This window comes from Pseudomonas sp. B21_DOA (genome assembly GCA_030544685.1).
In the GTDB taxonomy this organism is placed as follows: domain Bacteria; phylum Pseudomonadota; class Gammaproteobacteria; order Pseudomonadales; family Pseudomonadaceae; genus Aquipseudomonas; species Aquipseudomonas fluorescens_AO.
The window spans coordinates 1,359,457-1,384,510 of sequence record CP086683.1 but is presented as its reverse complement, the minus strand read 5'-3'; the positions used below and the strand labels follow the sequence as shown (position 1 = coordinate 1,384,510).

15 protein-coding genes and 5 pseudogenes are annotated in these 25,054 nt (G+C 61.5%); 4 read left to right on the top strand and 16 right to left on the bottom strand.

Annotation, left to right across the window (positions count from 1 at the left end; all coding sequences use genetic code 11):
• The first annotated feature begins 1 nt into the window (after window position 1).
• From tatB to LJU32_06460, 4 genes and pseudogenes are all read left to right on the top strand, one after another.
• Window positions 2-445, top strand: coding sequence for a Sec-independent protein translocase protein TatB (gene tatB / locus LJU32_06475; GenBank protein ID WKV89941.1), 444 nt, complete (start codon window positions 2-4; stop codon window positions 443-445).
• Window positions 424-1,233, top strand: a complete 810-nt coding sequence (gene tatC / locus LJU32_06470; GenBank protein ID WKV91051.1) for a twin-arginine translocase subunit TatC — start codon at window positions 424-426, stop codon at window positions 1,231-1,233. Before tatB ends, tatC begins: the two co-directional genes overlap by 22 nt.
• A pseudogene (locus LJU32_06465) lies at window positions 1,230-1,936 on the top strand (16S rRNA (uracil(1498)-N(3))-methyltransferase). The gene tatC and the pseudogene LJU32_06465 overlap by 4 nt, the downstream one beginning before the upstream one ends.
• Window positions 1,937-2,031: 95 nt before the next feature.
• Window positions 2,032-3,948, top strand: coding sequence for a methyl-accepting chemotaxis protein (locus LJU32_06460; protein ID WKV89940.1), 1,917 nt, complete (start codon window positions 2,032-2,034; stop codon window positions 3,946-3,948).
• Window positions 3,949-4,041: 93 nt separating this feature from the next.
• Here LJU32_06460 and LJU32_06455 read toward each other — a convergent pair whose 3' ends face one another.
• The 16 genes and pseudogenes from LJU32_06455 to hutU form a co-directional block, all read right to left on the bottom strand.
• A complete protein-coding gene (locus LJU32_06455) occupies window positions 4,042-4,776 on the bottom strand; it encodes an amino acid ABC transporter ATP-binding protein (protein WKV89939.1) in 735 nt (244 codons plus the stop codon).
• Window positions 4,769-5,728, bottom strand: coding sequence for an amino acid ABC transporter permease (locus LJU32_06450; protein ID WKV89938.1), 960 nt, complete (start codon window positions 5,726-5,728; stop codon window positions 4,769-4,771). Before LJU32_06450 ends, LJU32_06455 begins: the two co-directional genes overlap by 8 nt.
• Before the next feature lie 138 nt (window positions 5,729-5,866).
• Window positions 5,867-6,664 carry a transporter substrate-binding domain-containing protein gene (locus LJU32_06445; GenBank protein WKV89937.1) on the bottom strand — a complete coding sequence of 266 codons (798 nt, stop codon included), beginning with the start codon at window positions 6,662-6,664 and terminating at the stop codon, window positions 5,867-5,869.
• A 262-nt stretch (window positions 6,665-6,926) separates the two neighbouring features.
• Window positions 6,927-9,497, bottom strand: a complete 2,571-nt coding sequence (mdoH, locus tag LJU32_06440; protein ID WKV89936.1) for a glucans biosynthesis glucosyltransferase MdoH — start codon at window positions 9,495-9,497, stop codon at window positions 6,927-6,929.
• Window positions 9,490-11,270, bottom strand: a pseudogene (locus LJU32_06435) (glucan biosynthesis protein G). Before LJU32_06435 ends, mdoH begins: the two are co-directional and overlap by 8 nt.
• A gap of 305 nt (window positions 11,271-11,575) precedes the next feature.
• Window positions 11,576-12,013 carry a D-tyrosyl-tRNA(Tyr) deacylase gene (gene dtd / locus LJU32_06430; protein WKV89935.1) on the bottom strand — a complete coding sequence of 146 codons (438 nt, stop codon included), beginning with the start codon at window positions 12,011-12,013 and terminating at the stop codon, window positions 11,576-11,578.
• A complete protein-coding gene (gene pip, locus LJU32_06425; GenBank protein ID WKV89934.1) occupies window positions 12,010-12,981 on the bottom strand; it encodes a prolyl aminopeptidase in 972 nt (323 codons plus the stop codon). The genes dtd and pip overlap by 4 nt, the downstream gene beginning before the upstream one ends.
• 167 nt (window positions 12,982-13,148) lie before the next feature.
• Window positions 13,149-13,951: pseudogene (gene hutG, locus LJU32_06420) on the bottom strand (N-formylglutamate deformylase).
• Window positions 13,952-13,961: 10 nt separating this feature from the next.
• Complete coding sequence (gene hutI, locus LJU32_06415) at window positions 13,962-15,167, bottom strand: imidazolonepropionase (protein ID WKV89933.1); 1,206 nt, start codon at window positions 15,165-15,167, stop codon at window positions 13,962-13,964.
• Between the two features lie 130 nt (window positions 15,168-15,297).
• Window positions 15,298-16,829, bottom strand: a pseudogene (gene hutH, locus LJU32_06410) (histidine ammonia-lyase).
• Window positions 16,830-16,945: 116 nt separating this feature from the next.
• Window positions 16,946-18,469 (bottom strand): histidine ammonia-lyase, encoded by a 1,524-nt coding sequence (gene hutH / locus LJU32_06405; GenBank protein WKV89932.1) that lies wholly within the window; start codon window positions 18,467-18,469, stop codon window positions 16,946-16,948.
• Between the two features lie 183 nt (window positions 18,470-18,652).
• Window positions 18,653-19,482, bottom strand: a pseudogene (locus LJU32_06400) (glycine betaine/L-proline ABC transporter ATP-binding protein).
• The gene (locus tag LJU32_06395; protein ID WKV89931.1) at window positions 19,479-20,330 is read right to left on the bottom strand and encodes a proline/glycine betaine ABC transporter permease; all 852 of its coding nucleotides are present in this window, start codon (window positions 20,328-20,330) and stop codon (window positions 19,479-19,481) included. The pseudogene LJU32_06400 and the gene LJU32_06395 overlap by 4 nt, the downstream one beginning before the upstream one ends.
• Before the next feature lie 69 nt (window positions 20,331-20,399).
• A complete protein-coding gene (locus LJU32_06390; GenBank protein WKV89930.1) occupies window positions 20,400-21,368 on the bottom strand; it encodes an ABC transporter substrate-binding protein in 969 nt (322 codons plus the stop codon).
• 71 nt (window positions 21,369-21,439) lie between these two features.
• Window positions 21,440-22,912 (bottom strand): cytosine permease, encoded by a 1,473-nt coding sequence (locus LJU32_06385; GenBank protein WKV89929.1) that lies wholly within the window; start codon window positions 22,910-22,912, stop codon window positions 21,440-21,442.
• Window positions 22,913-23,075: 163 nt separating this feature from the next.
• Complete coding sequence (gene hutU / locus LJU32_06380) at window positions 23,076-24,767, bottom strand: urocanate hydratase (GenBank protein WKV89928.1); 1,692 nt, start codon at window positions 24,765-24,767, stop codon at window positions 23,076-23,078.
• Window positions 24,768-25,054: the final 287 nt, after the last annotated feature.

Below are 25,054 nucleotides of genomic sequence, written 5' to 3'. Positions count from 1 at the left end.
AATGTTTGGTATCAGCTTCTCTGAATTGCTGCTCGTCGGCCTCGTTGCCCTGCTGGTGCTCGGCCCCGAGCGTCTGCCGGGCGCTGCGCGCACCGCCGGTCTGTGGGTCGGCCGTCTGAAGCGCAGCTTCAACGCGATCAAACAGGAAGTTGAACGTGAAATCGGTGCCGACGAGATCCGTCGGCAACTGCACAACGAGCATATTCTGTCGCTGGAGCAAGAGGCGCGGAAGATCTTCAATCCGAACCAGCAGGAGCCGACGCCGCCTGAGCACGTGGGCGAGCAGACGATTCACAGCGCTGCCGCTCCGACTCCTGCACCTGTTGTAACACCGCCAGGACCCGCACCGATTACCACAGACACATCGGTCGAACACGTAGCGCCCTCCGCCGCGCCGACTGCACCAGCGCCTCACGACCCAACATTGCCGCCGCGAGCCCCATGAGCGATCTCCCCGAAAACGACCAGCACATGCCGCTGGTTTCGCACCTCACCGAGTTGCGCACCCGCCTGCTGCGTTGCGTGGCGGCGATCTTCATTATCTTTGCCGGGCTGTTCGCGTTTACCCAGCAGATCTACACCTTCGTCTCGACGCCGCTGCGCCAGTACCTGCCGGTCGGCGCGACGATGATCGCCACCGACGTGTCGTCGCCGTTCCTGACGCCGCTGAAACTGACGATGATGGTTTCGCTGTTCCTTGCGATTCCAGTGATCCTGCATCAGATCTGGGGCTTTATCGCGCCAGGCCTGTACAAGCATGAAAAACGCGTCGCGGTGCCGCTGCTGATCTCCAGCATCCTGCTGTTTTACATCGGCATGGCGTTCGCCTATTACTTCGTCTTTCCGCTGATCTTCAAGTTCTTCGCCGCCGCTACACCGGCCGGCGTGGAGATGATGACCGACATTGCCAGCTACCTCGATTTCGTCATGACGCTGTTCTTCGCTTTTGGCGTCGCGTTCGAAATCCCGGTGGCCGTGGTACTGCTGGTTTGGATCGGCGTGGTCGACGTCAAATACCTGAAGAAAATCCGCCCGTACGTGATCATCGGCTGCTTCGTGGTCGGCATGATCCTGACCCCGCCGGACATCTTCTCGCAGACGCTGCTGGCTGTACCGATGTGGATGCTGTTCGAGATCGGCATTCTCTTCGGCGCGCTGGTCAGCAAGCGCGAACGCCCGGACGAAACCCCGGCCGACGACCACAACGACCAGCCGCCAGCGACCCAGGCATGAACCTGCTGCTGCTCGAAGAGGCCGATTTCATTGCGGCGGACCGCGTAATCCTGGGTGATCGCCGCCTGACCCACATGCAGGAAGTGCATCGCTCGGAAGTGGGCGACAGCCTGCGCGTCGGGCGCATCAACGGGTTGATGGGTTCGGCCGAGTTGTTGCGTCTGGAAGCAGGCGAAGCGGAACTGCGTGTCAGCCTCGACCAGCCACCGCCGGTCAAGTTGCCGCTGACGCTGGTGCTGGCCCTGCCCCGGCCGAAAATGCTCCGCCGCGTGTTCCAGACCGTTGCGACCATGGGTGTGGCCAAGGTGATTCTGGTCAATAGCTATCGCGTCGAAAAAGCTTCTGGCAGACGCCATTTCTGGAGCCGGAAGCGATTCGTGAGCAGTTGATCCTCGGGCTCGAACAGGCTCGCGATACGGTGCTGCCAGAGATCGTCATCGAAAAGCGCTTCAAGCCTTTTGTTGAAGATCGCTTGCCGGCGATCGCCGAGGGCACCCTAGGCCTGGTCGGCCACCCCGGCAACTTCCCACCCTGCCCGCGCGCCCTGAGCGAACCGGTGACCCTGGCCATCGGCCCCGAGGGTGGCTGGATTCCCTACGAAATCGATCTGCTGGCCAAATCCGGCCTGCAACCGGTGCAACTGGGCGAGCGCATCCTGCGCGTCGAAACCGCCGTTACCGCCCTGCTTGCACGCCTGTTCTGACGCAACCGCGTCGGACAAAAGGCGTTACAGATTGCCATCACCCAGCCGATACAGCCCCTATAAGTCCAATTGAGTGGTCCGAAGGGAGTGGTCGCATGTACCGTTGGTTAGCCGAGAGTCTTGGAAACGTCAGCGTCAAACGCAAGCTGGGCATCGGTTTCGGCCTGGTGCTGTTGCTGACGCTGTTGATCACTTTCACCGGCTGGACCGGCATGAGTGGGATTATCAGCCGTGGCGACAAGCTCGGCTTCATTTCCAGCCTCAACGAGCTGACCAAGGACCTGCGCCTGGCACGCATGGACTACGACATGCGCCGTGGCGAACAGGGTCCGGGCGCGGTCAACGGATACCTCAACCAACTCGAAAGCGGTCTGCAATCGGCACGCGGCATGATCGAGCAGCCGTCCGACGTGGCGATGGTCGATCAGCAATTGGCTGCGGTTGCCGAATACAAACGCGCCTTCGGCGAAATGACCCAGGCCACCGTGCAGCGTGAAGATGCGCGCAGCAAGCTGGGCGCTAACGCTGATAATGCCGTGGCCAAGGTCAGCGAAGTCGAAAGCGCGCTGCTGCAAGGCGACAGCGTCGCCCAATACAACGCGGTGATCGAGCTGAGCAAACTGTTGCAGCAGGCGCGCTATCAGGTGCGCGGTTACACCTACAGCGGCAAGGCCGATGCCGAGCAACCGGCGCTGACCGCCATCGACAATGCGCTGAAAAATCTCGAGAGCCTGCCGACCCGCGTGCCGGAGCAGCACATCGCCAACCTGCAGCAAGCCACCGACTCGCTCAAGGCCTACCGCGCTGCTGTTGCCCAGTTCCGTGATTCGCAGGTCAAGAACACCGCCGCCCTGGCTAACATGTCGGCTCAGGGCGAGATCCTGATGTCGGTCAGCAAAAAACTCACCGAATCGCAAACCGTGGTGCGCGACACCGATGCCGCCCATGCCAAGAACATGCTGCTGATCGCCACTGCGCTGGCATTGGCCTTCGGTCTGATTGCTGCCTGGGCGATCACTCGACAAATCATCATTCCGCTGACCCAGACCCTGAAAGTCGCCGAACGCGTGGCCGCCGGCGACCTGACCCACAACCTGGTGTCCCTGCGTCGCGATGAGCTTGGCCAGTTGCAGCGCTCGATGCAAAGCATGACCCAAGGCCTGCGCGAATTGATCGGCGGCATCAGCGACGGCGTCACGCAGATCGCCAGCGCCGCCGAAGAACTCTCGGCGGTGACCGAGCAGACCAGCGCCGGGGTCAACAATCAGAAGGTCGAGACCGATCAGGTCGCCACCGCCATGAACGAAATGGCCGCTACCGTTCAGGAAGTCGCGCGCAACGCTGAAGAGGCTTCCGAGGCCGCCGTCGCCGCTGACCAACAGGCCCGCGAAGGCGACAAGGTTGTCGGCGAAGCCATCGCCCAGATCGAACGTCTGGCGCTCGAGGTGGGGCATTCCACCGAAGCCATGGGCGAGCTCAAGCGTGAAAGCGACAAGATCGGCAGCGTCCTCGACGTGATCAAGTCGGTCGCCCAGCAAACCAACCTGCTGGCTCTCAACGCCGCCATCGAAGCGGCCCGTGCCGGTGAAGCCGGACGTGGGTTCGCCGTGGTTGCCGACGAAGTGCGCAGCCTCGCCCAGCGCACGCAGAAGTCCACGGAAGAAATCGAAGAGTTGATCCTCGGCCTGCAAAACGGCACCCAGCAAGTGGCGACGATAATGGACAACAGCCGTAGCCTCACCGACAGCAGCGTCGAACTGACCCGGCGCGCCGGCGGCTCACTGGAGAGCATTACCCGCACCGTCTCGGCGATCCAGGCGATGAACCAGCAGATTGCCGCTGCTGCCGAGCAGCAGAGCGCCGTGGCCGAAGAGATCAACCGCAGCGTGCTCAACGTGCGCGATGTGTCGGATCAGACCTCGGCGGCGAGTGAAGAGACCGCAGCGTCCAGTGTTGAGCTGGCGCGGTTGGGAACGCATTTGCAGATGCTGGTGGGCCGCTTCAAGGTTTAACAGCCCAAAAACAAAAGATCGCAGCCTTCGGCAGCTCCCACAGGTGTACACATATCCCTGTAGAGCTGCGGCACGCTGCGATCTTTTTAGCGGTTAAAGAACCTGGCGCAAGAAGGCCTGAGCGCGCGGATCCTTTGGCGCATCGAAGAATGCCGCCGGCGCGGCATCTTCGAGCAATTTGCCGTGATCGAAGAACAACACCCGATCCGCCACTTCCCGGGCGAAGCCCATCTCGTGCGTGACGCAAACCATGGTCATGCCTTCCACGGCCAGATTTTTCATCACGTCGAGCACTTCACCGACCATTTCCGGGTCGAGGGCCGAGGTCGGTTCATCGAACAGCATGACTTTCGGCTCCATCGCCAGCGCCCGGGCAATCGCCACGCGCTGTTGCTGACCGCCGGACAGGCGTGACGGAAACTCGTTGGCCTTCTGCGCAATGCCGACCTTCTCCAGCAACGCCATGGCCTTGGCCTCGCGCTCTTTCTTGCCGCGCTTGCGCACGACTTTCTGCGCCAGACAGAGGTTCTCCAGCACGGTCATGTGCGGGAACAGGTTGAAATGCTGGAAGACCATGCCGACTTCGCGGCGATAAGCGTTGACGTCGGTTTTGGCGTCAGCCAGTTGCAGGCCGTCGATGCTCACCGAGCCGGAGTCGAATTCTTCCAGACCGTTGAGGCAACGCAAGAAAGTCGACTTGCCGGAACCGGACGGGCCGATTACCACCAGCACTTCGCCCTTGGCGACGTGGGTGCTGACGTTATCCACAGCGCGCACAACCTGGCCACGGGTGTCGAAGACTTTTACCAGATCGCGGACTTCAATCACTTTGCGCGAGCCTCCGCTCAAGCCGGCTGGCGATTTTCGACAGCGGCAGGTTGATCAACAGGTACAGACCGGCGACGCAGAACAGGATTTCGAACGGCGAAAACGAGGTGGTGATAACTTCCCGGCCGCTTTTCAGCAGCTCGGTGATGGCGATCACCGACACCAGCGAAGTGTCCTTGACCAGACTGATGAATTGCCCGGCCAGCGGCGGCAGCACGCGTTTGAATGCCTGTGGCAAGACCACATGGCGCATCGACTGGCCGGCACTCAGGCCCAGCGAGCGCGCAGCTTCGTTCTGGCCACGGGCAATCGATTGCACGCCGGAACGGATGATTTCGGCCACGTAGGCGCCAGTGAACAGCGACAGCGCGGCGATCCCGGCGAACTCGCGGGACAGGTTCATCACCGTGCCGATGAAGAAATAGAAAATGAAAATCTGCACCAGCAGCGGCGTGCCGCGTACCAGTTCGACGTAGATCGTCGAGAGGTCGCGCAGGGTCGGGTTGTTCGACAGGCGGCAGAGGCCCGTGACCAGACCGATCAGCAAACCGAGAACACCGGACACGAGCGACAGCCAAAGCGTGGTCCACAACCCCCACAACAGCGGTCCTGCCGCCCAATGCCGGGTCACGCCCACGACGTCGCCTTCAGCGACATCGTCACCCTGAGCGAATTGCAGGCTGTTTTCGTCGACCGTCAGGTGCTGTTCGTCACCGGCATCGTTACGCAGCGTGACCTGGGCACTGCCGCCCTTGCGCACCAGCTCGGTGACCGTGGAAATGTCCGCGGCGCGCTGGGCCTCTTCGGCCTGATAGGCGAAGTACTGCGGCACGCGGTTCCAGCGCCACTCGTAGGACATCAGCGACGTCGCGTAATACAACGCGCCGGCCAGGCCGACCAGCACCAGCACGGTGAGGACGTGCCAGGGCCATTGGGCTTTTTTCTGTTTCATTGCAGGTTCTCGGATGATCGTTCCCACGCTCTGCGTGGGAATGCCGCTCGGGACGCTCTGCGTCCCTGCCTGTTCGTGACGCGGAGCGCCACAGGATGCGTTCCCACGCAGAGCGTGGGAACGATCAGCGGATGCGCGTTATTCCATGTCCTTGAGCCACTCGGTGCTCTTGAACCACTTGTCATGGATGCGATCGTAGGTGCCGTCTTCGTGGATCTGGTGCAGGAAGTTGTTGATGAAGTTGAGGCTGTCGAAATCGCCCTTCTTCAGACCGAAGGCCAGTGGCTCGTAGGTGAACGGCTTGTCGAGGAACACCAGTTTGCCGGCGCCGACTTTGTTCAGGGCGACAACGTTGTACGGCGCGTCGTAGATAAAGGCGTCAGCCTTGCCATTGACCACGTCGAGCACAGCTTCCTGTTCGTTGTCGTAGCCGTGGTACTTGGCTTTGGAGATCAGCTTCCTGGCGACCATTTCGCCGGTGGTGCCGAGCTTGGAGGTGATGCGGTAGTCAGCCGTGTTCAGGTCTTTGTAGGACTTGATCGTGCCTTCCAGCTCCTTGCGGATCAGCAGGGTCTGGCCGACGACGATGAACGGATCGCTGAAGTTCAGGCGCAGATTGCGCTCCTGGGTCAGGGTCATGCCGCTGCCGATCATGTCGAACTTGTCGGTCATCAGCGCTGGAATGATGCCGTCGTAACCGGTCGAGACCAGCTCGAGCTTGACGCCCATGGCCTTGGTCATGGCTTTGAGGATATCGACTTCGAAACCGATGATTTCGCCGCGTTTGTTGGTCATCTCAAACGGCATGTAGGTCGGGTCCATGCCGACTTTCAGCGAGCCGCGCTTGACCGCGTCATCGATAGCGCCGGCCTGCGCCGCATTGACTGCAACCAGTGCCGTGACGCCGACCAGCAGCATCGACAGATACTTCTTCATCTTCAAGTCCCCAAAACCATTGCGTGTGCGGCGCGAAAACGACAGAGACGGGCAAAAAGCCCGGGCGCGCCAATTCGGGGACGGATGCTAACGCACTCGTCCATTAGCACAAGGCTTTTTGCCGGCAATTATTGTGACGGGTCAGGCCGTACAAGCAAAAAATCGCAGACTTCGGCAGCTCCTACACAGGATCGATGTACACCCTGCAGGAGCTGCCGAAGGCTGCGATCTTTAAAAAGCCCGCATTCGCGGGGCAATTTCATCAGGCCGGCTGAGCCTGCAAACTCACCGGTCGCAGCGGCAGCAACGGCGCATGCGGATCGGCTTTCACCGACGATCGCCAGGCGTCCAGCCACTCGGCGTGACCTTCGGCCCAGACCTGCTCATGCAGACGCGCCAGTGCGACAGGGTCACTGAGCAGTTGCAAGCGATCATGGTTGTTCAGCCCGGCCGGGCCGACCTTGATCGCGTGACGCACCCGCTCCTGACGCAGCCACTCGATCGGTTCGGCCTGGCCGTGACGCGAGGTCGCCAGCGAGCACGCCAGGGCGTTCTGCTGTGGATCGACCACGGCGCGGACGAAGCCGTCGTTGAGGGCGTGATAACGGTTTTCGTGGGTGTACTGGTCGGTTGCCAGCAACGCCTGCGGCGGATTGTATTCCTCGGGGATGAGGAACAGGCTCTCGTCGCGGGATTTCAGGCCCAGACCCACACGGCTGGAGATCACCGACACCGGGATCGACAGCATCAGCGAACCGACGATCGGCACCAGCCACCAGAGGAAGCTCGGGTTCAGCCAGATCACCAACAATGCCCAGAGAAAGCCCAGCAACGTCTGCGGACCGTGGCGCTTGACCGCTTCGCTCCACGGCGTCGAGTCGTCGTCACGTTGCGGCGAATTCCAGGTCGCGGCCCAGCCGAGGAACGCGGCAAGGACGAAGCGTGTGTGGAAAATCATCCGCACCGGCGCCAGCAGCATGGAGAACAGCATCTCCAAGAGCATCGACAGGGTCACCTTGAACTTGCCGCCGAACTCTTTCGCGCCCTTGGCCCAGATCAGGATGATGCTCAACAGCTTCGGCAGGAACAGCAGCACGATGGTCGTCGAGAACAGCGCGATGGCCTTGTCCGGGTGCCATTGCGGCCACAGCGGATAGAGCTGACGCGGTTCGAGGAAGTACTGCGGCTCCATCAGCGTGTTCACCGCCAGCAGCGCCGTCGACAAAACGAGGAAGAAGAACCATAACGGCGCCGACAGGTACGACATCACGCCGGTGAGGAACACCGCGCGGTGCACTGGGTGCATGCCCTTGACCAGGAACAGGCGGAAGTTCATCAGGTTGCCGTGGCACCAGCGACGGTCACGCTTGAGCTCGTCGAGCAGGTTCGGCGGCAACTCTTCGTAACTGCCCGGCAAGTCGTAGGCAATCCATACGCCCCAACCGGCACGGCGCATCAGTGCAGCTTCGACGAAGTCGTGGGACAGGATCGCACCGGAGAACGCGCCCTTGCCCGGCAACGGCGCCAGGGCGCAGTGGTCGATGAACGGCTTCATGCGGATGATCGCGTTGTGCCCCCAGTAGTGGGATTCACCCAACTGCCAGAAGTGCAGACCGGCGGTAAACAGCGGGCCGTACACGCGGGTGGCGAACTGCTGCATGCGCGCATACAGGGTGTCCATGCCCGACGCACGCGGCGCGGTCTGGATGATCCCGGCGTCCGGCGTGGCTTCCATCAGGCGCACCAGACTGGTCAGGCACTCGCCACTCATCACCGAGTCGGCGTCGAGCACGACCATGTACTTGTAGTCACCACCCCAACGACGGCAGAAGTCGTCGAGGTTGCCGCTCTTGCGTTTCACACGACGGCGACGACGGCGATAGAAGATCTTGCCGAAGCCCTTGGCCTCGCGGCAGACATCCAGCCAGGCCTGTTGCTCGGCGACGCAGATATCGGTGTCGTTACTGTCGCTGAGGACGAAGAAGTCGAAGCGATCCAGATCACCGGTAGCGGCTACCGATTCGAACGTGGCACGCAGGCCGGCGAATACACGCGGCACGTCTTCGTTGCAGATCGGCATTACCAGCGCAGTACGCGCATCTTTTGGAATCGGCTCGTTACCGGCGCTTTTCCCGGAGATACGGTATTTATCGTGGCCGGTGAGCAACTCGAGGAAGCCCATCAGCGCGGTCCAGAAACCGGCCGACACCCAGCAGAACAGAATCCCGAACAGAATCAGAATGCTGGTTTGCAGCGCGTACGGCAGCACTTGCGTGGCGGTTTGCAGCAGCGGCTGATGCAGGACTTCATCCAGATCGACGAACGACCAGCCCTGATACGGCATGATGCCTTTCATGTACCAGCCGGCAACGATGGTCTGGCCAAGCATCAGCAACAACAGGATATAGCGGCGGATCGAACCGACGGTGCGCCAGCGCGCGGCCGGCAGGACATTGGCGTCCTTCGGCGGCTGCGGCGGGTTGGTGCGCCCGGTCAGACGGCGCCAGCCACGCACCAGGATATTGGTGCGCCACGGCTCCGGCACCACCTTGGTACGGCGGATCGGCGGCGTCGCCTTGAGGCTGACCCGACCACTGGCGTCGAGCACCAGCATTTCCGCTTCAGCCAGTTCTTCGGCAGTGCTCAGGGTCAGACGCTTGCCCACCGAAGCCTGGGCGGCTTCGGCAGGGGCGTCGAATGTCGAGGATGACAGGCGTTCATGCAGCTCGCTGAACGACTGGCAACCCGCGAGTTCCGCGCGTTGCTCGTCGGTCATCGGCAGATGCGCCAGATACTCGGACAGAGTCTCTGGCTGTACTGGTGAATTACTCATCGGCAGGCAACTGATAGCTCCAGGTCTCGGTCAGGACTTCTTCAGTCGGCGCCGATTCCGGTGTGGCTGGGGCCGCGTCGGCAGCGACTGGCTGCTTGGCGTCTTTATTGGCCTTGTCCTTGGCGTCGGCTGCAGGCTTGGCTTCAGCCTGTTTGGCTTCGGCGGCCTTGGCTTCCTTGTCGAGTTTTTCCTGTTGCTTGGCGGCAACCTTGTCAGCCTTGGCGACCGACGAGTTGGAGGCTGGCACCGATTTGGCCAGATCTGCGGTAACCACTGGCTGAACCAGGGCGGCGCGCATTTCGGTTGCCTTGCTCGGATCCTTGATCTTCATTCGAAGGGTCAAGCGCCAGCCCTTGGTTTCCGGGTTGTAGCGCACGCTGTTCTCGACCAGTTCGGCGTTGTCGCCGACGCTGACCTGACTGCGCACGTCGGCATCCGGCGTCAGGGCCGCCAGCGACGGGCCTTCGAAGTCGACCAGATAGGCAACGCTGCCATCCGGCTGACGGATCAGGTTGGATTGCTTGACGTCACCGGTCGAACGCAGGGTCTGCGCCACCCAGGCGCTGTCCGGCGCGTGAATTGCTGCTTCGTCCATGGTCCAGTGCATACGGTAGGCGAAGTCCAGCGGCTGGCCTGGCTCCGGCATTTTTCCGGGCTCCAGAACGCAACGATGTTGTCGTTGGTTTCGTCAGCGGTCGGAATCTCTACCAGATCGACAGTGCCCTTGCCCCACTCGCCCTTCGGCTCGATCCAGGCGCTTGGGCGCTTGTCGTAGCGGTCGTCGAGGTCTTCGTAGTGGCTGAAGTCACGGCCACGCTGCAGCAGACCGAAACCACGCGGGTTCTCGACGCTGAAGTTGCTTACGGCCAGATGTTTCGGGTTGTTCAGTGGGCGCCAGATCCACTCGCCGTTGCCGGCATGGATCGACAGACCGCTGGAGTCGTGCAGTTCACGACGGTAGTTGAGCACTTTCGACGGCTGGTTGGCGCCGAACAGGAACATGCTGGTCAGCGGCGCGATGCCCAGTTTGCCGACTTTGTCACGCAGGAACATCTGCGCCTTGACGTCGACGATGGTGTCGCTGCCCGGACGCAGGATCAAACGGTAGGCACCGGTGGCACGCGGCGAATCGAGCAGAGCGAAGATCACCAGGTGCTTGTCACCGGGCTTGGGCTGCTGAATCCAGAACTCGCGGAAACGCGGGAATTCTTCGCCCGACGGCAGCGCGGTGTCGATCGCCAGACCACGGGCCGACAGACCATAGGTGTGGCCCTTGCCGACGACGCGGAAGTAGCTCGCGCCGAGCATGGTCATGATCTCGTCCTGCTTGTCGGCCTTGTTGATCGGATACAGCACACGGAAACCGGCATAACCCAGTTGCTCGGTGGCTTTCGGATCGAATTTCAGATCGCCGAAATCGAAGCGGCTCGGATCGTATTTGATCTCCGAGACGGTGTTCGCGGTGATTTCGTTGATTTTCACCGGCGTATCGAAGTGCATACCCTGGTGATAGAAGGAGAGCTTGAACGGCGTCTTCTGATCGGCCCACTCAGCCTTTTCGGTGAGGAAGCGGATCTTCTGGTAGTCCGCGAACTTCATTTCACGGAATTCGTTCGGCAGGTTGCTGCGCGGGGCTTCGAACTTCTGCCCGGCCAGCTCTTTGGCCTTGGCCGATACGTCGTCAAGATTGAACGCCCAAAGCTGACCGGCGCTGAGCAGGCACAGGAGCGCCGAACCCGCTACCAGAGCACTTCGCATGCGTTTGGCAGACATTTTTGCTGCATTACAGGGACTAACAATCACGAGCAACCCTCGCCGAAAACAGATCAATAAACCAACGGCCAGCTATCTTTATGCCAGGTTGGCGAGCAATGTTCCGACTCCGCCGGGGCAAAATGATTCCCCAATCGGATCCAGACAAGTCTCTACCTAAGTCAAAACGGATCAACGAATGTCGATCCCCGCAGCGCGCGATTATCTAGTAGCCCGGATGACAACGCATCAGGGGTAACAAAGTATTTATCGCGAAAACAGCCTAAAAACAGTCGAAATTTCCGAAAAAGGTGTTTCAGGCACTGTCAGGTCTGTAACAAAAAGGTCACCGGGCCATCGTTGACCAAGTGCACCTGCATATCGGCGCCGAATCTACCTGATGCCACAGTGCCATGCACCTGTTTCGCCTGGCTCAATAAATAGTCGAACAACTCAGCACCCAGCGCCGGCGGTGCAGCCGTGGAAAAGCTCGGACGCAGGCCGCTTCTGGTGTCGGCGGCGAGTGTGAACTGAGAGACCAGCAGCAACCCGCCACCCACATCCGCCAGGGACAGATTCATCTTGCCCTCGGCGTCACTGAATACCCGATAGTTAAGCAGCTTATGCAGAAGTTTGTCGGCGCTGGTACGCGTGTCGTCGGGTTCTACCGCCACCAGCACCAGCAAACCCTGATCGATCGCGCCGACTGTCTCGCCGGCGACCTCAACACGCGCACCACGTACGCGCTGTAACAGCGCCTTCATGCTTCTTCGAGCGGCAGGTCGAGCAGGCGCTGGGCCATTTTGCTCGCGGCGCGCACCAGCGCATCGGTGATACCCGGCTCGGACGCAGCGTGGCCGGCGTCGCGGATCACCTGTAATTCGCTGTTCGGCCAGGCCTGATGCAACTCCCAGGCATTGTCGAGCGGGCAGATCACATCGTAGCGACCATGAATGATCACACCGGGCAGGTGGGCGATCTTGCCCATGTCGCGGATCAACTGGTTGGGCTCAAGGAAGGCGTTGTTGGTGAAGTAGTGGCATTCGATCCGCGCGATCGACAGCGCGCGCTGCGGCTCGGAGAAACGATCGACCACCAGCGGATTCGGGCGCAGGGTCGCGGTGCGCCCTTCCCAGGTCGACCACGCCTTCGCCGCATGCATCTGGGCGATCTGATCGTTGCCAATCAGGCGTTTGTGGAAAGCGTTGAGCAGGTCGTCGCGCTCGTCCAGCGGGATCGGCGCGATGTAGTCCTGCCAGTAATCGGGGAACAGACGGCTGGCGCCGGCCTGATAGAACCATTCGATTTCCTGCGGACGGCAGAGAAAGATCCCGCGCAGAATCAGACCGTGCACCCGCTCCGGGTGGGTTTGCGCGTAGGCCAGCGCCAGGGTCGAACCCCATGAGCCGCCGAACAGCACCCATTTTTCAATGCCCAGATGCTTGCGGATGCGCTCGAGATCCTCGACCAGATCCCAGGTGGTGTTGTTTTCCAGGCTCGCATGCGGGGTGGAACGACCGCAGCCGCGCTGGTCGAAGGTGACAATGCGATACAGATTCGGATCGAAATAGCGCCGGCTCTGCGCATCGCAACCGGCGCCGGGGCCACCGTGGATGAATACCACCGGCAATCCCTCCGGCGAGCCGCTCTCATCGACGTACAGCGTATGGGTGTCATCGACAGCCAGATCGTGCCGGGCGTGGGGTTTGATCTGCGGAAACAAAGTCTGCATTGCGCGCTCCGTAAGGGGTCGAGGTCATCCCTGGGGGACTCGTATTATTCTGCCGTTGGGCATCATAAACCCGATTTGCGTCAATGAGCATGCTCCGGGGCCTGATCGTTCCCACGCTCTGCGTGGGAACGATCAAAGATCGCAGCCTTCGGCAGCTCAGGGGTGCATCAGGCGTTGTGGTGTTTTTCACCCCAAGCGAGCAGTCCCTGCAGCAATTCCCTGAGCACCCCCGCGTTGGCTCGGCCAGGTCGGCGCGGTAGCGGAACGGTTCGAACTCTTCCATGTAGGTGGACTGGCACAGTTCCAGCTGCACGGCGTGGATGTTGTGCGCCGGGTCGCCGTACTGGCGGGTGATGTGTCCGCCCTTAAAGCGACCGTTAAGCACATGGGTGAACTGCTCGTGCCGCGCGCAGATCGCTTCCAGTTGACTCGCCAGTTGCGGATCACAACTGGCGCCATTGAAGGTGCCGAGGTTGAAGTCCGGCAACTTGCCGTCGAACAGGTGCGGGATGATCGAGCGGATCGAGTGCGCATCGAACAACAGCGCGTAACCGAATTCGGCTTTCAATCGCGCCAGCTCTTGCTGCAAGGTGCGATGGTAAGGCGTCCAGATCTGCTCAAGGTAAGTCGCGCGCTCCTCTTGCGACGGCTCCAGACCTGCCTGAAATAACGGAATGCCGTCGAAAAGGGTCGCCGGATACAACCCCGTGGTCGCCCCGGCGTACAACGGCTTGTCGTCGGACGGCCGGTTGAGGTCGATGACGAAACGCGAATACTCAGCGGCCAAGGTGCTAGCGCCCAGCTCCTCGGCGAAATCGTAGAGTTGCGGGATATGCCAGTCGGTGTCCGGCAAACTCTTCGCCGCGGGGATCAACCCGGCTTCGACCGCCGGGGTCAGACGCACACCGGCGTGGGGCATGCTGATCAGCAGCGGCACGCGGCCTTGTTTGAAATTCAGAACCTTGTCCACAACAGCTCTCCTACAGATTCGATTCAACGCCGTGACGCACGACGCGCTTGTGCAGATCGCCACCGAGCCAATAGGCCAGATCCGCCGGACGCTCGATGTCCCACGCCACGAAATCGGCGACCTTGCCAACCTCCAGCGAGCCATGGGTCTGCGCCATGCCCAACGCCTGCGCGGCATGGATGGTCGCTCCGGCCAAGGCTTCTTCCGGGGTCATGCGGAAACAGGTGCAAGCCATGTTCAGCATCAGACGCAACGACAGCGCTGGCGAGGTGCCGGGGTTGAGGTCGCTGGCGATGGCGATCTTCACCTTGTGCCTGCGCAGCGCGTCCATCGGCGGCAGCTGGGTTTCGCGCAGAAAGTAGAACGCGCCGGGCAGCAGCACGGCGACGGTGTCGGCGGCGGCCATGGCGATCGCGTCGGCCTCGTCCATGAATTCCAGGTGATCGGCGGACAAGGCTTTGTAACGTGCGGCGAGGCTGGAGCCGTGCAGCGAGGACAATTGCTCGGCATGCAGCTTTACCGGCAGTCCGAGTTGTTGCGCGGCGACGAAGACTCGCTCGACCTGCTCCGGCGAGAACGCCAGGTATTCGCAGAACGCGTCCACGGCATCGACCAGACCTTCAGCGGCAAGGGCCGGGAGCATCTGCTCGCAGATCAGATCGATGTAATCGTCGGCGCGATCCTTGTACTCCGGCGGCAAGGCGTGCGCCGCCAGGCAAGTGCTGCGAACGCTGATCGGCAGCTCTTCGGCCAGACGCCGGATGACCCGCAGCAGCTTGCGCTCGTTGGCCAGATCGAGACCGTAGCCGGACTTCATTTCCACCGTGGTCACGCCGTCGCGCATCAGGCTTTTCAGACGTTTGGCGGCGCTGGCGAACAACTCGTCCTCCGTGGCTTCACGGGTGGCGCGCACGGTGCTGGCGATGCCGCCGCCCTGCGCGGCGATCTCGGCATAGCTGACGCCTTGCAGACGTTTTTCGAACTCACCGCTGCGGTTGCCGCCGAACACGGTGTGGGTGTGGCAGTCGATCAGGCCGGGAGTGACCCACGCGCCCTGCAGGTCATTGACCGCGGGGTATTCGCCGGACGGCAATTGAGTGCGCGGGCCGATCCACTCGATCAGCGTGCCGGATGTCACGATCGCGGCATCCTCGATGATCGAATAGGCGCCGTTGGCCATGGTTGCGACGTGGCAGTGTTGCCAGAGGGTTTTCATCCCGGTTCCTCTTATAGTGATCGTTCCCACGCTCTGCGTGGGAATGCAGCCCGTGACGCTCCGCGTCACTGGACGCGGAGCGTCCCTTGAGGCATTCCCACGCAGAGCGTGGGAACGATCAGTGGGTGGATTAGAGGCTCGGCAAAAGCTTCGCCGAAACCAGCTCGGTCAAACACCGCGACGCCAGCAATTCAGTCGCCGCATTGATGTCCGGGGCAAAGAACCGATCCTTCTCATAAAACGGCACTTCCCTGCGCAAAATCGCCCGCGCCTGTTCGAGCTTCGGCGAGGTCTTCAGACCGTTGCGCAGATCCAGGCCCTGCACCGCCGCCAGCCATTCCACGGCGAGAATGCCGCGAGTGTTCTCGGCCATTTCCCACAGACGCTTGCCGGCGGCCGGGGCCATCGATACGTGATCTTCCTGGTTGGCCGAGGTCGGCAGGCTGTCCACCGAATGTGGATGGGACAACGCCTTGTTTTCACTGGCCAACGCCGCAGCGGTGACCTGAGCGATCATGAAACCGGAGTTCACCCCGCCATTGGCCACCAGGAACGGCGGCAGTTGCGACATGTGCTTGTCCATCATCAGCGAGATGCGCCGCTCGCTCAGCGAGCCGATTTCGGCGATGGCCAGCGCCATGTTGTCAGCGGCCATGGCCACCGGTTCGGCGTGGAAGTTGCCGCCGGAAATCACGTCGCCTTCAGCGGCGAAGACCAGGGGTTGTCGGAAACCGCGTTGGCTTCCACCGCCAGCACTTCAGCGGCCTGGCGGAACTGGGTCAGGCAAGCGCCCATGACTTGCGGCTGGCAACGCAGCGAGTACGGGTCCTGGACCTTGTCGCAATTCTCGTGCGAGGCGGAGACTTCGCTGCGCTCACCGAGCAGATCGCGATAAGCCGCAGCGGCATCGATCTGCCCTTTCTGCCCACGTGCGGCGTGAATGCGCGCGTCGAACGGCGAGCGCGAACCGAGCACGGCTTCAACAGTAAGACTGCCCAGCGCCAGTGCACCGGCAAACAGATCCTCGCCTTCGAACAAACCGCGCAGCGCAAACGCTGTGGAAACCTGGGTACCGTTGAGCAGCGCCAGACCTTCTTTGGCCGCTAAAGTCAGCGGCGTCAGGCCGGCGACTTTCAGTGCTTCGGTGGCTTCAAGCCATTCACCCTTGTAACGCGCCTTGCCCTCGCCGAGCAGCACCAGCGACATGTGCGCCAACGGCGCCAGATCGCCGGATGCGCCGACCGAACCTTTCAGCGGAATGTGCGGATAGACCTCGGCATTGATCAGCGCGATCAGCGCATCGATCACCTGCCGACGAATCCCGGAAAAACCCCGGCTGAGGCTATTGACCTTGAGCACCATGATCAATCGCACAAGGTCATCGCTGATCGGCTGGCCAACGCCGGCAGCGTGCGAGAGCACCAGCGAACGCTGCAGGTTTTCCAGGTCTTCACTGGCGATGCGCGTCGAGGCGAGCAGGCCGAAACCGGTGTTGATGCCGTAGGCGGTGCGGTTCTCGGCGAGGATCTGCTCGACGCAGGCGACGCTGGCCTCGATCTGCGCGCTGGCGCTGTTGTCGAGGGTCAGTGTGACCGGGTTCTGGTAGACGTCACGCAGTTGGGCCAGGCTCAGTTGGCCGGGGATCAGGTTCAGCGCAGTCATTAAAATGCTCCTGTTAGGCATTGTTATTAACTACCAGTCGCTCCGGAGCATTCCGTTATCCGTCGCTTCACGTCTTGTGAACGATCCACGCCTTGGCACGCTGGTATGGGTAGTTGTCAGTGCAAGTCCGGTAGGACGTTGTGCGGCAGATTCGGGTGTTTCAATACGGTCGCAGCGGCAGCGATATCCGGCGCCAGCCAGCGATCCTGGTCGTAGGCGGGGACCGTTTCGCGCAGCAGTTTCCACGCGCGGTCAGTGCCCACGCCAAAGCGCTGTTCCTTGAGGAACTCAAACGCCTGCGCCGCCAGCAGATATTCAATCGCGAGAATCTGCGTGCAGTTTTCCAGCGCGCGGTGCAGCTTCAGCGCGGCGTTGGTGCCCATGCTCAGGTGGTCTTCCTGCAGGCCCGAGGTGATGTAGTTATCGAGCACCGCCGGTTGCGCCAATTGGCGGTTTTCCGCACACAGCGAGGCGGCGACGTATTGCACGATCATCATCCCCGAGTTGACCCCGGGATTGGCCACCAGAAACGCCGGCAAGCCGCTGACGTGCGGATTCACCAGACGATCGAGACGGCGCTCGGCGATCGAGCCGATTTCGGCCATGGCAATCGCCAGCAGATCGGCCGCCATCGCCACGGATTGACCGTGCGGGTTGGCCTGCGACATCACCCGGAAATTGTCCGGAGTGCCCAGCAGTAACGGGTTGTCGGTGCAGCCGTTGAGTTCGGCTTCCACCTGTTTGATCGCATGCTCCAGTTGATCACGGGCGGCGCCGTGGACCTGCGGGATCGAACGAATGCTCAGCGCATCCTGAGTGCGAATGCCTTTGCTCGCAGCGATCACTTCGCTGCCATCGAGCAAGGCGCGCAGGTTGTTGCCGACCTGCTGCATGCCCGGATGCGGCTTGAGCGCAATGATCTCTGCATCGAACGCATCGATCTGGCCGCGCTGGGCTTCGAAACTCATCGCACCAATGACATCGGCCCATTGCAGCAGCCGCGTCGCATCGGCAATCGCCAGGCAACTGAGGCCGGTCATGCACGGCGTGCCGTTGACCAGACACAAGCCATCCTTCGCGCCGAGCTGCACAGGTTGCAGGCCCTCCTCGGCCAGCGCCTGTTGCGCCGGAATGATCCGCCCGCGATAGCTGACATTGCCAACGCCGAGCAGCGCGATGCCGACGTGCGCCATGTGCGTCAGGTAACCCACCGAACCTTGCGACGGCACCTGCGGGGTAATGCCGCGATTGAGCAGCGCCAGCAGCCCTTCGACCACGCGCCGATGCAGCCCGGATTTGCCGTGGCTGTAGTTGTGGATCGCGGCGCAGATGATGGCGCGGGTCTGCTCATCGCTGAGCACCGGGCCGACACCGCAGGCATGGCTGAGCAAGGTGTTGCGCGAGAGTTGGCTGAGCTGTTCGTCCTGCAGCGAAACGTTCGACAGACCGCCCAGACCGGTGTTGACGCCATAGGCGCGCTCGCCGCTGGCGACAATGCGCTGAACGATGGCCTGCGCGTTGTCGATGCGCGCCCAGGTCTCGCTGGACAGTTCCAGCGGCGCACGGTGACGGGCAACAGCAACCACGTCCTGCCAACGCAGAGGCGCGCCGGTGATGATGATTTTTTCAGCCTGGGACATCTCTAACCTCATACCAATTCTGTTGATGCCGGTAACCCTGTGGTGAGGGGATTTATCCCCGTTGGGTGGCGAAGCCGCCCCAAACCATGCCCGCAAATCCGTCAGACAGACCGCAGTGGCCGGTTTTACGACTGCTTCGCAGCCGAACGGGGATAAATCCCTCACCACAACGGCCACTCAGTGTCAGACCACCGCCGCCCGCCGCTGCACGAACCGGTCGACATACTCATCGGCCGGTGAATGCAGGATCTCTCTGGCGTGCCCACCTGGATCAACCGGCCATCCTTGAGAATCGCGATGCGATTGCCGATGCGCACGGCTTCGTCGAGGTCGTGGGTGATGAAGACGATGGTCTTGTGCAGGGTCTTCTGCAGTTCGAGCAACTGGTCCTGCATCTCGGCGCGGATCAGCGGGTCCAGCGCACTGAACGCTTCGTCCATCAGAATGATGTCGGTGTCCGCCGCCAAGGCGCGGGCGAGGCCGACGCGCTGACGCATGCCGCCGGAGAGCTGGTGCGGGTATTTGTTTTCATAGCCTTTGAGACCGACGGTGTTGATCCAGTGCAGCGCGCGTTCGGCGCAGATCTGCTTGCTCTCGCCGCGCACTTTCAGACCGTAGGCGACGTTATCGAGCACGCTCTTGTGCGGCAGCAGGCCGAAGCTCTGGAACACCATGCTGATCTTGTGCCGGCGAAATTCGCGCAGGGCGTCCATGTCGTACTGCAGGATGTCCTCGCCATCGACCAGAATCGCCCCGCTGGTGGGGTCGATCAGGCGATTGAAGTGGCGCACCAGGGTGGATTTGCCGGAACCGGACAGGCCCATGATCACGAAGATTTCGCCAGTGCCGATGCTCAGCGACAAGTCATTCACGCCGACCACGCAACCGGTTTCGTTGAGCACTTGATCCTTGCTCTTGCCCTGGCCGACCATGGCCAGCGCATCCTTGGCGCGGTTGCCGAAAATCTTGAAGACGTTGCGCACTTCGATCTTGCTCACGCTTGCGTTGCTCATTTGCTCACCTCGTGACGTGGCCGGCCGTACGCTTGAGTGATGCGGTCGATGACCACCGCGAGAATCACGATCGCCAGCCCGGCTTCGAGACCACGGCCGACGTTGAGGGTCTGAATGCCCACCAGCACGTCTTCACCGAGGCCACGGGCGCCGATCATCGAAGCGATCACCACCATCGAAAGGGCCATCATCGTGGTCTGGTTGATCCCGGCCATGATGCTCGGCAGCGCCAGCGGCAGTTGCACGCCGAACAGTTGCTGCCAGCGGTTGGCGCCGAAGGCGTTGATCGCCTCCATCACTTCGCCGTCAACCTGACGAATACCGAGGTCGGTCAGGCGAATCAGCGGCGGCGCGGCGTAGATCACCGTGGCGAAAATCGCCGGCACCTTGCCCAGGCCAAAGAGCATCAGCACCGGAATCAGATAAACGAAACTCGGCATCGTCTGCATGATATCGAGCAGCGGCATCAGCACCGAACGCAGGCGGTTGCTGCGCGCCGAGAGGATCCCCAGCGGGATGCCGATCAGCACCGAAATGATCGTCGCGACCATCATCAGCGCCAGGGTCTGCATGAGCTTGTCCCAGAGGCCAACCGCACCCACCAGAAACAGCAAGCCGACAATCACGGCGGTGGTGACGACTTTGCGCGTGGCGTGCCAGGCGATGACACCGACGATTGCCAGCATCAACCACCACGGCGCCGCACGCAGCAAACCTTCGAGACTGACGATGGCCCACAGCAGCGTGTCGGAGATATGCCGGAACACGTCGCCGTAGTTGGTCACCAGCGAATCGACCCAACCGTTGACCCAGTCGGCGATGGAAAAGGTAAAGCTTTCGGGAAACATAAGGGACTCTCAATCAAGGGGTTGCGATCAAGCGTCCGGCTGCCGTGCTGGCAGCCGGGCAAACCTGACCTACAAGGCCGCGTCGATTTTCTTGGCTGCGTCGTCGCTCACCCATGCGTGCCAGACTTCAGGATGTTCCTTGAGGAAGATTTTCGCCAGTTTTGCCGACTCGATCCGCTCCTTGGCCATGCGCCCGAGGTTCTGATTGAGCAGGTCGATCGGCAGGTTGACCTTTTCCAGCACGGCGACCAGTTCCGGGGCTTCGTCGTGGAAGGTTTTTGACAGGCCGACCTTGATGCTGATGGTCTTGTTGCTCTGCGCCTGGTCTTCAAGCCTGACCGCATCGATCTGCCCCATCAGCGGGGTCGGCGACCAGTAGTAGAAGAGGATCGGTTCGCCACGCTTGTAACTCGACAACACCGCCGCATCCAGCGCAGGGCCGGTGCCCGGGCGGAAGTTGGTGTAGCTGTTTTCGAGGCCGTAGCGCTTGAGCATTTCGCTGTTGTCGAGCTCGCAGGTCCAGCCGGCCGGGCAGTTGTAGAAGCGGCCCTTGGACGGCTCTTCGGCGTCCTTGAACACAGCGGAGTATTTGCCCAGGTCAGCGATGTTCTTCAGGTCCGGTGCTTTCGCCTCAAGCTTGCGCTTGGCGTCGCCTTCGATCACGTAACGCGGCACGTACCAGCCTTCGACCGCGCCCACCACCGGCGCGCCGACACCGACGACCTTGCCGGCCTTCTCGGCCTTGTTCCAGACCTCGCTGCGGCCGACCCACTCTTCGGCGAACACTTGAATATCGTTGCTGCTCAGGGCGTTTTCCATGGTGATGGAATTGCCCGGCAGGCTGTCGGTCTTGCAGCCGTAACCTTTCTCCAGCACCACTTGCAGCACGTCGGTCAGGAGCATGCCGCTTTCCCAGTTCAGGCCGGCGAATTTCACTGGTTTGCCCGATTCGCACCAGCCGGCGGCTTGGGTCGCACCGGCACTGGCCAACAGGCCCATGGACAGCAATGTGGTCAGCAGGGTCTTGCTCGATTTCATTGTCGTGACGCTCCTAATCATGAATGGGCTTACGGCAGTTCAAGAGGCATCCAGCCTGGTCCACGTCCAGATCAGGCCTGCGCCGCAGCGCGACCGGTCCCGCTGTTTTTTGCTTGTGGGGTGCTGTTCTGCTCGACCGGCAGAATCAGGCGATCGGGCACTGCGCTGTGCCATTTCTTTGCGCAGAAGTAATAGACGGCGGCCGGCAGCACCAGGCCGATGATCCAGGAAATATCCACATCACCGAGGGCCGCCACCAGCGGGCCGGTATAGAACTTGGTCGAGATGAACGGCAACTGCACCAGCACGCCGAACACGTAGACGCTGATACCGAGCAGGTTCCACCGGCCGTAGCGGCCGTTCGGATCAGCCAGCGCCGGCACGTCGTAGCGCTCGCGGGTGATGCAGTAGTAGTCGACCAGATTGATCGCGCTCCACGGTGTGAAGAAGGCGAGCAGAAACAGGATGAACGACTTGAACGCACCGAGGAACGAGTGCTGCCCGAGCAAGGCGATCAAGGTTGCCGCGCCGACGATGAACAGCACGAACACCAGCCGCTGCATACGGGAAACCGTCAGGTGCCCTTTGAAGCCACTGATGATGGTGGCGATGCACATGAAGCTGCCGTAGGAGTTCAGCGTCGAAATGGTCACTTTGCCGAACGCGATGCTGAAATACAGCAGCGCGGCGGTGGCGCCGGTACCGCCGAGGCCGACGATGTAGGCGACTTCATGACCGGCAAATTGACCGTTGGCCGAAGCGGCGGCAAACACGCCGAGGATCATCGCCACCTGCGCGCCAATCACCGAACCTGCACCAGCGGCGAAGAAGGTTTTCACCGACGAAGTGGCGCTCGGCAGGTAGCGTGAATAGTCCGCCACATACGGGCCGAAAGCGATCTGCCACGACGCCGCCAACGACACCGCCAGCAGAAAGCTGCTCCAGCTGAAATGACGAATCTGCAGAAGTGCACCAACGTCGGTCTGGCTCATCAGCCGCCAGAACAGGAACACGAAAGCGATCACGCCAATCACGCTGGCGACGCGGCCGATCCAGTGGATCACCCGATAGCCGAGCACTGTGACCAGCACGATGACACTGGCGAAAATCAGGATGCCAACACTGTCGCTGACACCGAACAACTGACCCAGCGCCTGCCCGGACAGCACCGTCCCGGTGGCAGTGAAACCCAGGTACATCAGGCACACCAGCACGATCGGAATCGCCGCGCCATAAACGCCGAATTGCACACGGCTGGAGATCATCTGCGGCAAGCCCAGTTTCGGCCCTTGCGCGGCATGCAGCGCCATCACGCCACCGCCGAGCAGTTGGCCGATCAGCAGACCGATCAACGACCAGAACACATCACCGCCAAGCACCACGGCCAGGGCCCCGGTGACGATCGCAGTGATCTGCAGGTTGGCGCCCATCCACAGGGTGAACTGGCTGAACAGACGACCGTGTCTTTCCGCTTCCGGGATGTAGTCGATCGAACGCCTTTCGATCAACGGGTTAGTGCCTGCACGTTCGTTGTTAACCGCCATGATTCAACCTCTGTGGATTGTTATTCGGGTTCACTGAGCATCGGTGGAGCTGCTTTTCTGTGGGAGCGAGCTTGCTCGCGAAAGCAATCTGTCTGCCGACACGAATGTTGACTGTGCCGGCCTCTTCGCGAGCAAGCTCGCTCCCACATGAAGCAAAAGCGTATTACTTGCCGCCGGTGATCATCGGCAGGTTCAGCCCTTGCTCTTTCGCGCAGTCGATGGCGATCGGGTAACCGGCATCGGCATGGCGCATGACGCCGGTGGCCGGGTCGTTGTGCAGCACACGAGCAATGCGCTCGGCGGCCTCATCGGTACCATCGCAGACGATCACCATCCCCGAATGCTGCGAGAAGCCCATGCCGACGCCGCCGCCGTGGTGCAAGGACACCCAGGTCGCGCCGCTCGCGGTATTCAGCAAAGCATTGAGCAATGGCCAGTCGGAGACGGCGTCGGAACCGTCCTGCATGGACTCGGTTTCGCGGTTGGGACTGGCAACCGAGCCGGAGTCGAGGTGGTCGCGACCGATTACTACCGGGGCCGACAACTCACCGCTACGGACCATTTCGTTGAAGGCCAGACCGAGCTTGGCGCGCTGGCCCAGACCGACCCAGCAGATTCGCGCCGGCAGGCCCTGGAAGCTGATGCGCTCGCGGGCCATGTCCAGCCAGTTGTGCAGGTGCGCGTCGTCGGGGATCAGCTCTTTGACCTTGGCGTCGGTTTTGTAGATGTCCTGCGGATCACCCGACAGCGCCGCCCAACGGAAGGGGCCGATGCCACGACAGAACAGCGGACGGATGTAGGCCGGTACGAAGCCTGGGAAATCAAAGGCGTTCTCGACACCTTCTTCCTGGGCCATCTGACGGATGTTGTTGCCGTAGTCGAAGGTCGGAATGCCTTGTTTCTGGAATTCCAGCATGGCTTTGACGTGCACCGCCATCGACTGCTTGGCGGCTTTGATCACAGCGGCCGGTTCGGTCTTGGCGCGGGCGCGGTATTCGTCCCAGCTCCAGCCGGCCGGCAGGTAACCGTTGAGCGGGTCGTGGGCGCTGGTCTGATCGGTGACCATGTCCGGACGCACGCCGCGTTTGACCAGCTCCGGGAGAATTTCTGCCGCGTTGCCGAGCAGCGCGATGGAGATTGCCTTGCCTTCTTTGGTGTATTTGTCGATGCGCGCCAGAGCGTCGTCGAGGTCTTTGGCTTGCTCATCGACGTAACGGCTTTTCAGGCGGAAATCGATGCTGACCTGTTGGCACTCGATGTTCAGCGAGCAGGCGCCGGCCAGAGTGGCGGCCAGCGGTTGCGCGCCGCCCATGCCACCGAGGCCTGCGGTGAGCACCCAGCGGCCCTTGAGGTCAGCGTTGTAATGCTGGCGCCCGGCTTCAACGAAGGTTTCGTAGGTGCCCTGAACGATGCCCTGGCTGCCAATGTAGATCCAGCTGCCAGCGGTCATCTGGCCGTACATGGCCAGGCCTTTGGCGTCGAGTTCGTTGAAGTGTTCCCAGCTCGCCCAGTGCGGCACCAGGTTGGAATTGGCGATCAGAACGCGCGGTGCGTTGGCGTGGGTCTTGAACACGCCGACCGGTTTACCCGATTGCACCAGCAGGGTTTCGTCGTCGTTCAGGTTGGTCAGGCTCTCGACAATCTTGTCGTAGCATTCCCAGTTGCGCGCGGCGCGACCGATGCCACCGTAGACCACCAGCTCTTTCGGGTTCTCGGCGACTTCCGGGTCGAGGTTGTTCATCAACATGCGCAGCGGTGCTTCGGTCAGCCAGCTCTTGGCGGTCAGCGTGTTACCGCGGGCGGCGCGAATCTGCACGTCACGAAACTTGTTGCTGTTCTGGGTATTGTCAGTCACGAAAAAGACTCCTCAGCGATCAATTCAAACCAATCCTGGCAGTGGGCAGCAGCCTGCGCGCTGTGCTGCGCGACAAGCGAATCAGTGGACGCTGCGGAGAGTCTCGGACGACTCATACGCATACGTCTTTACTTGTACATACAAGCATATGCAATCAAGCGGCCAACTTATGGGAGGAGCGTTCAGGAAAAATCACGGGCATGGCTGGAGAGCGCCTGAATCGAGGGTTCTGGCGTGGATGAAATTTTCCGGGAGGAGATTCTGAGGAGATGCGGCTGGGCCAAGTG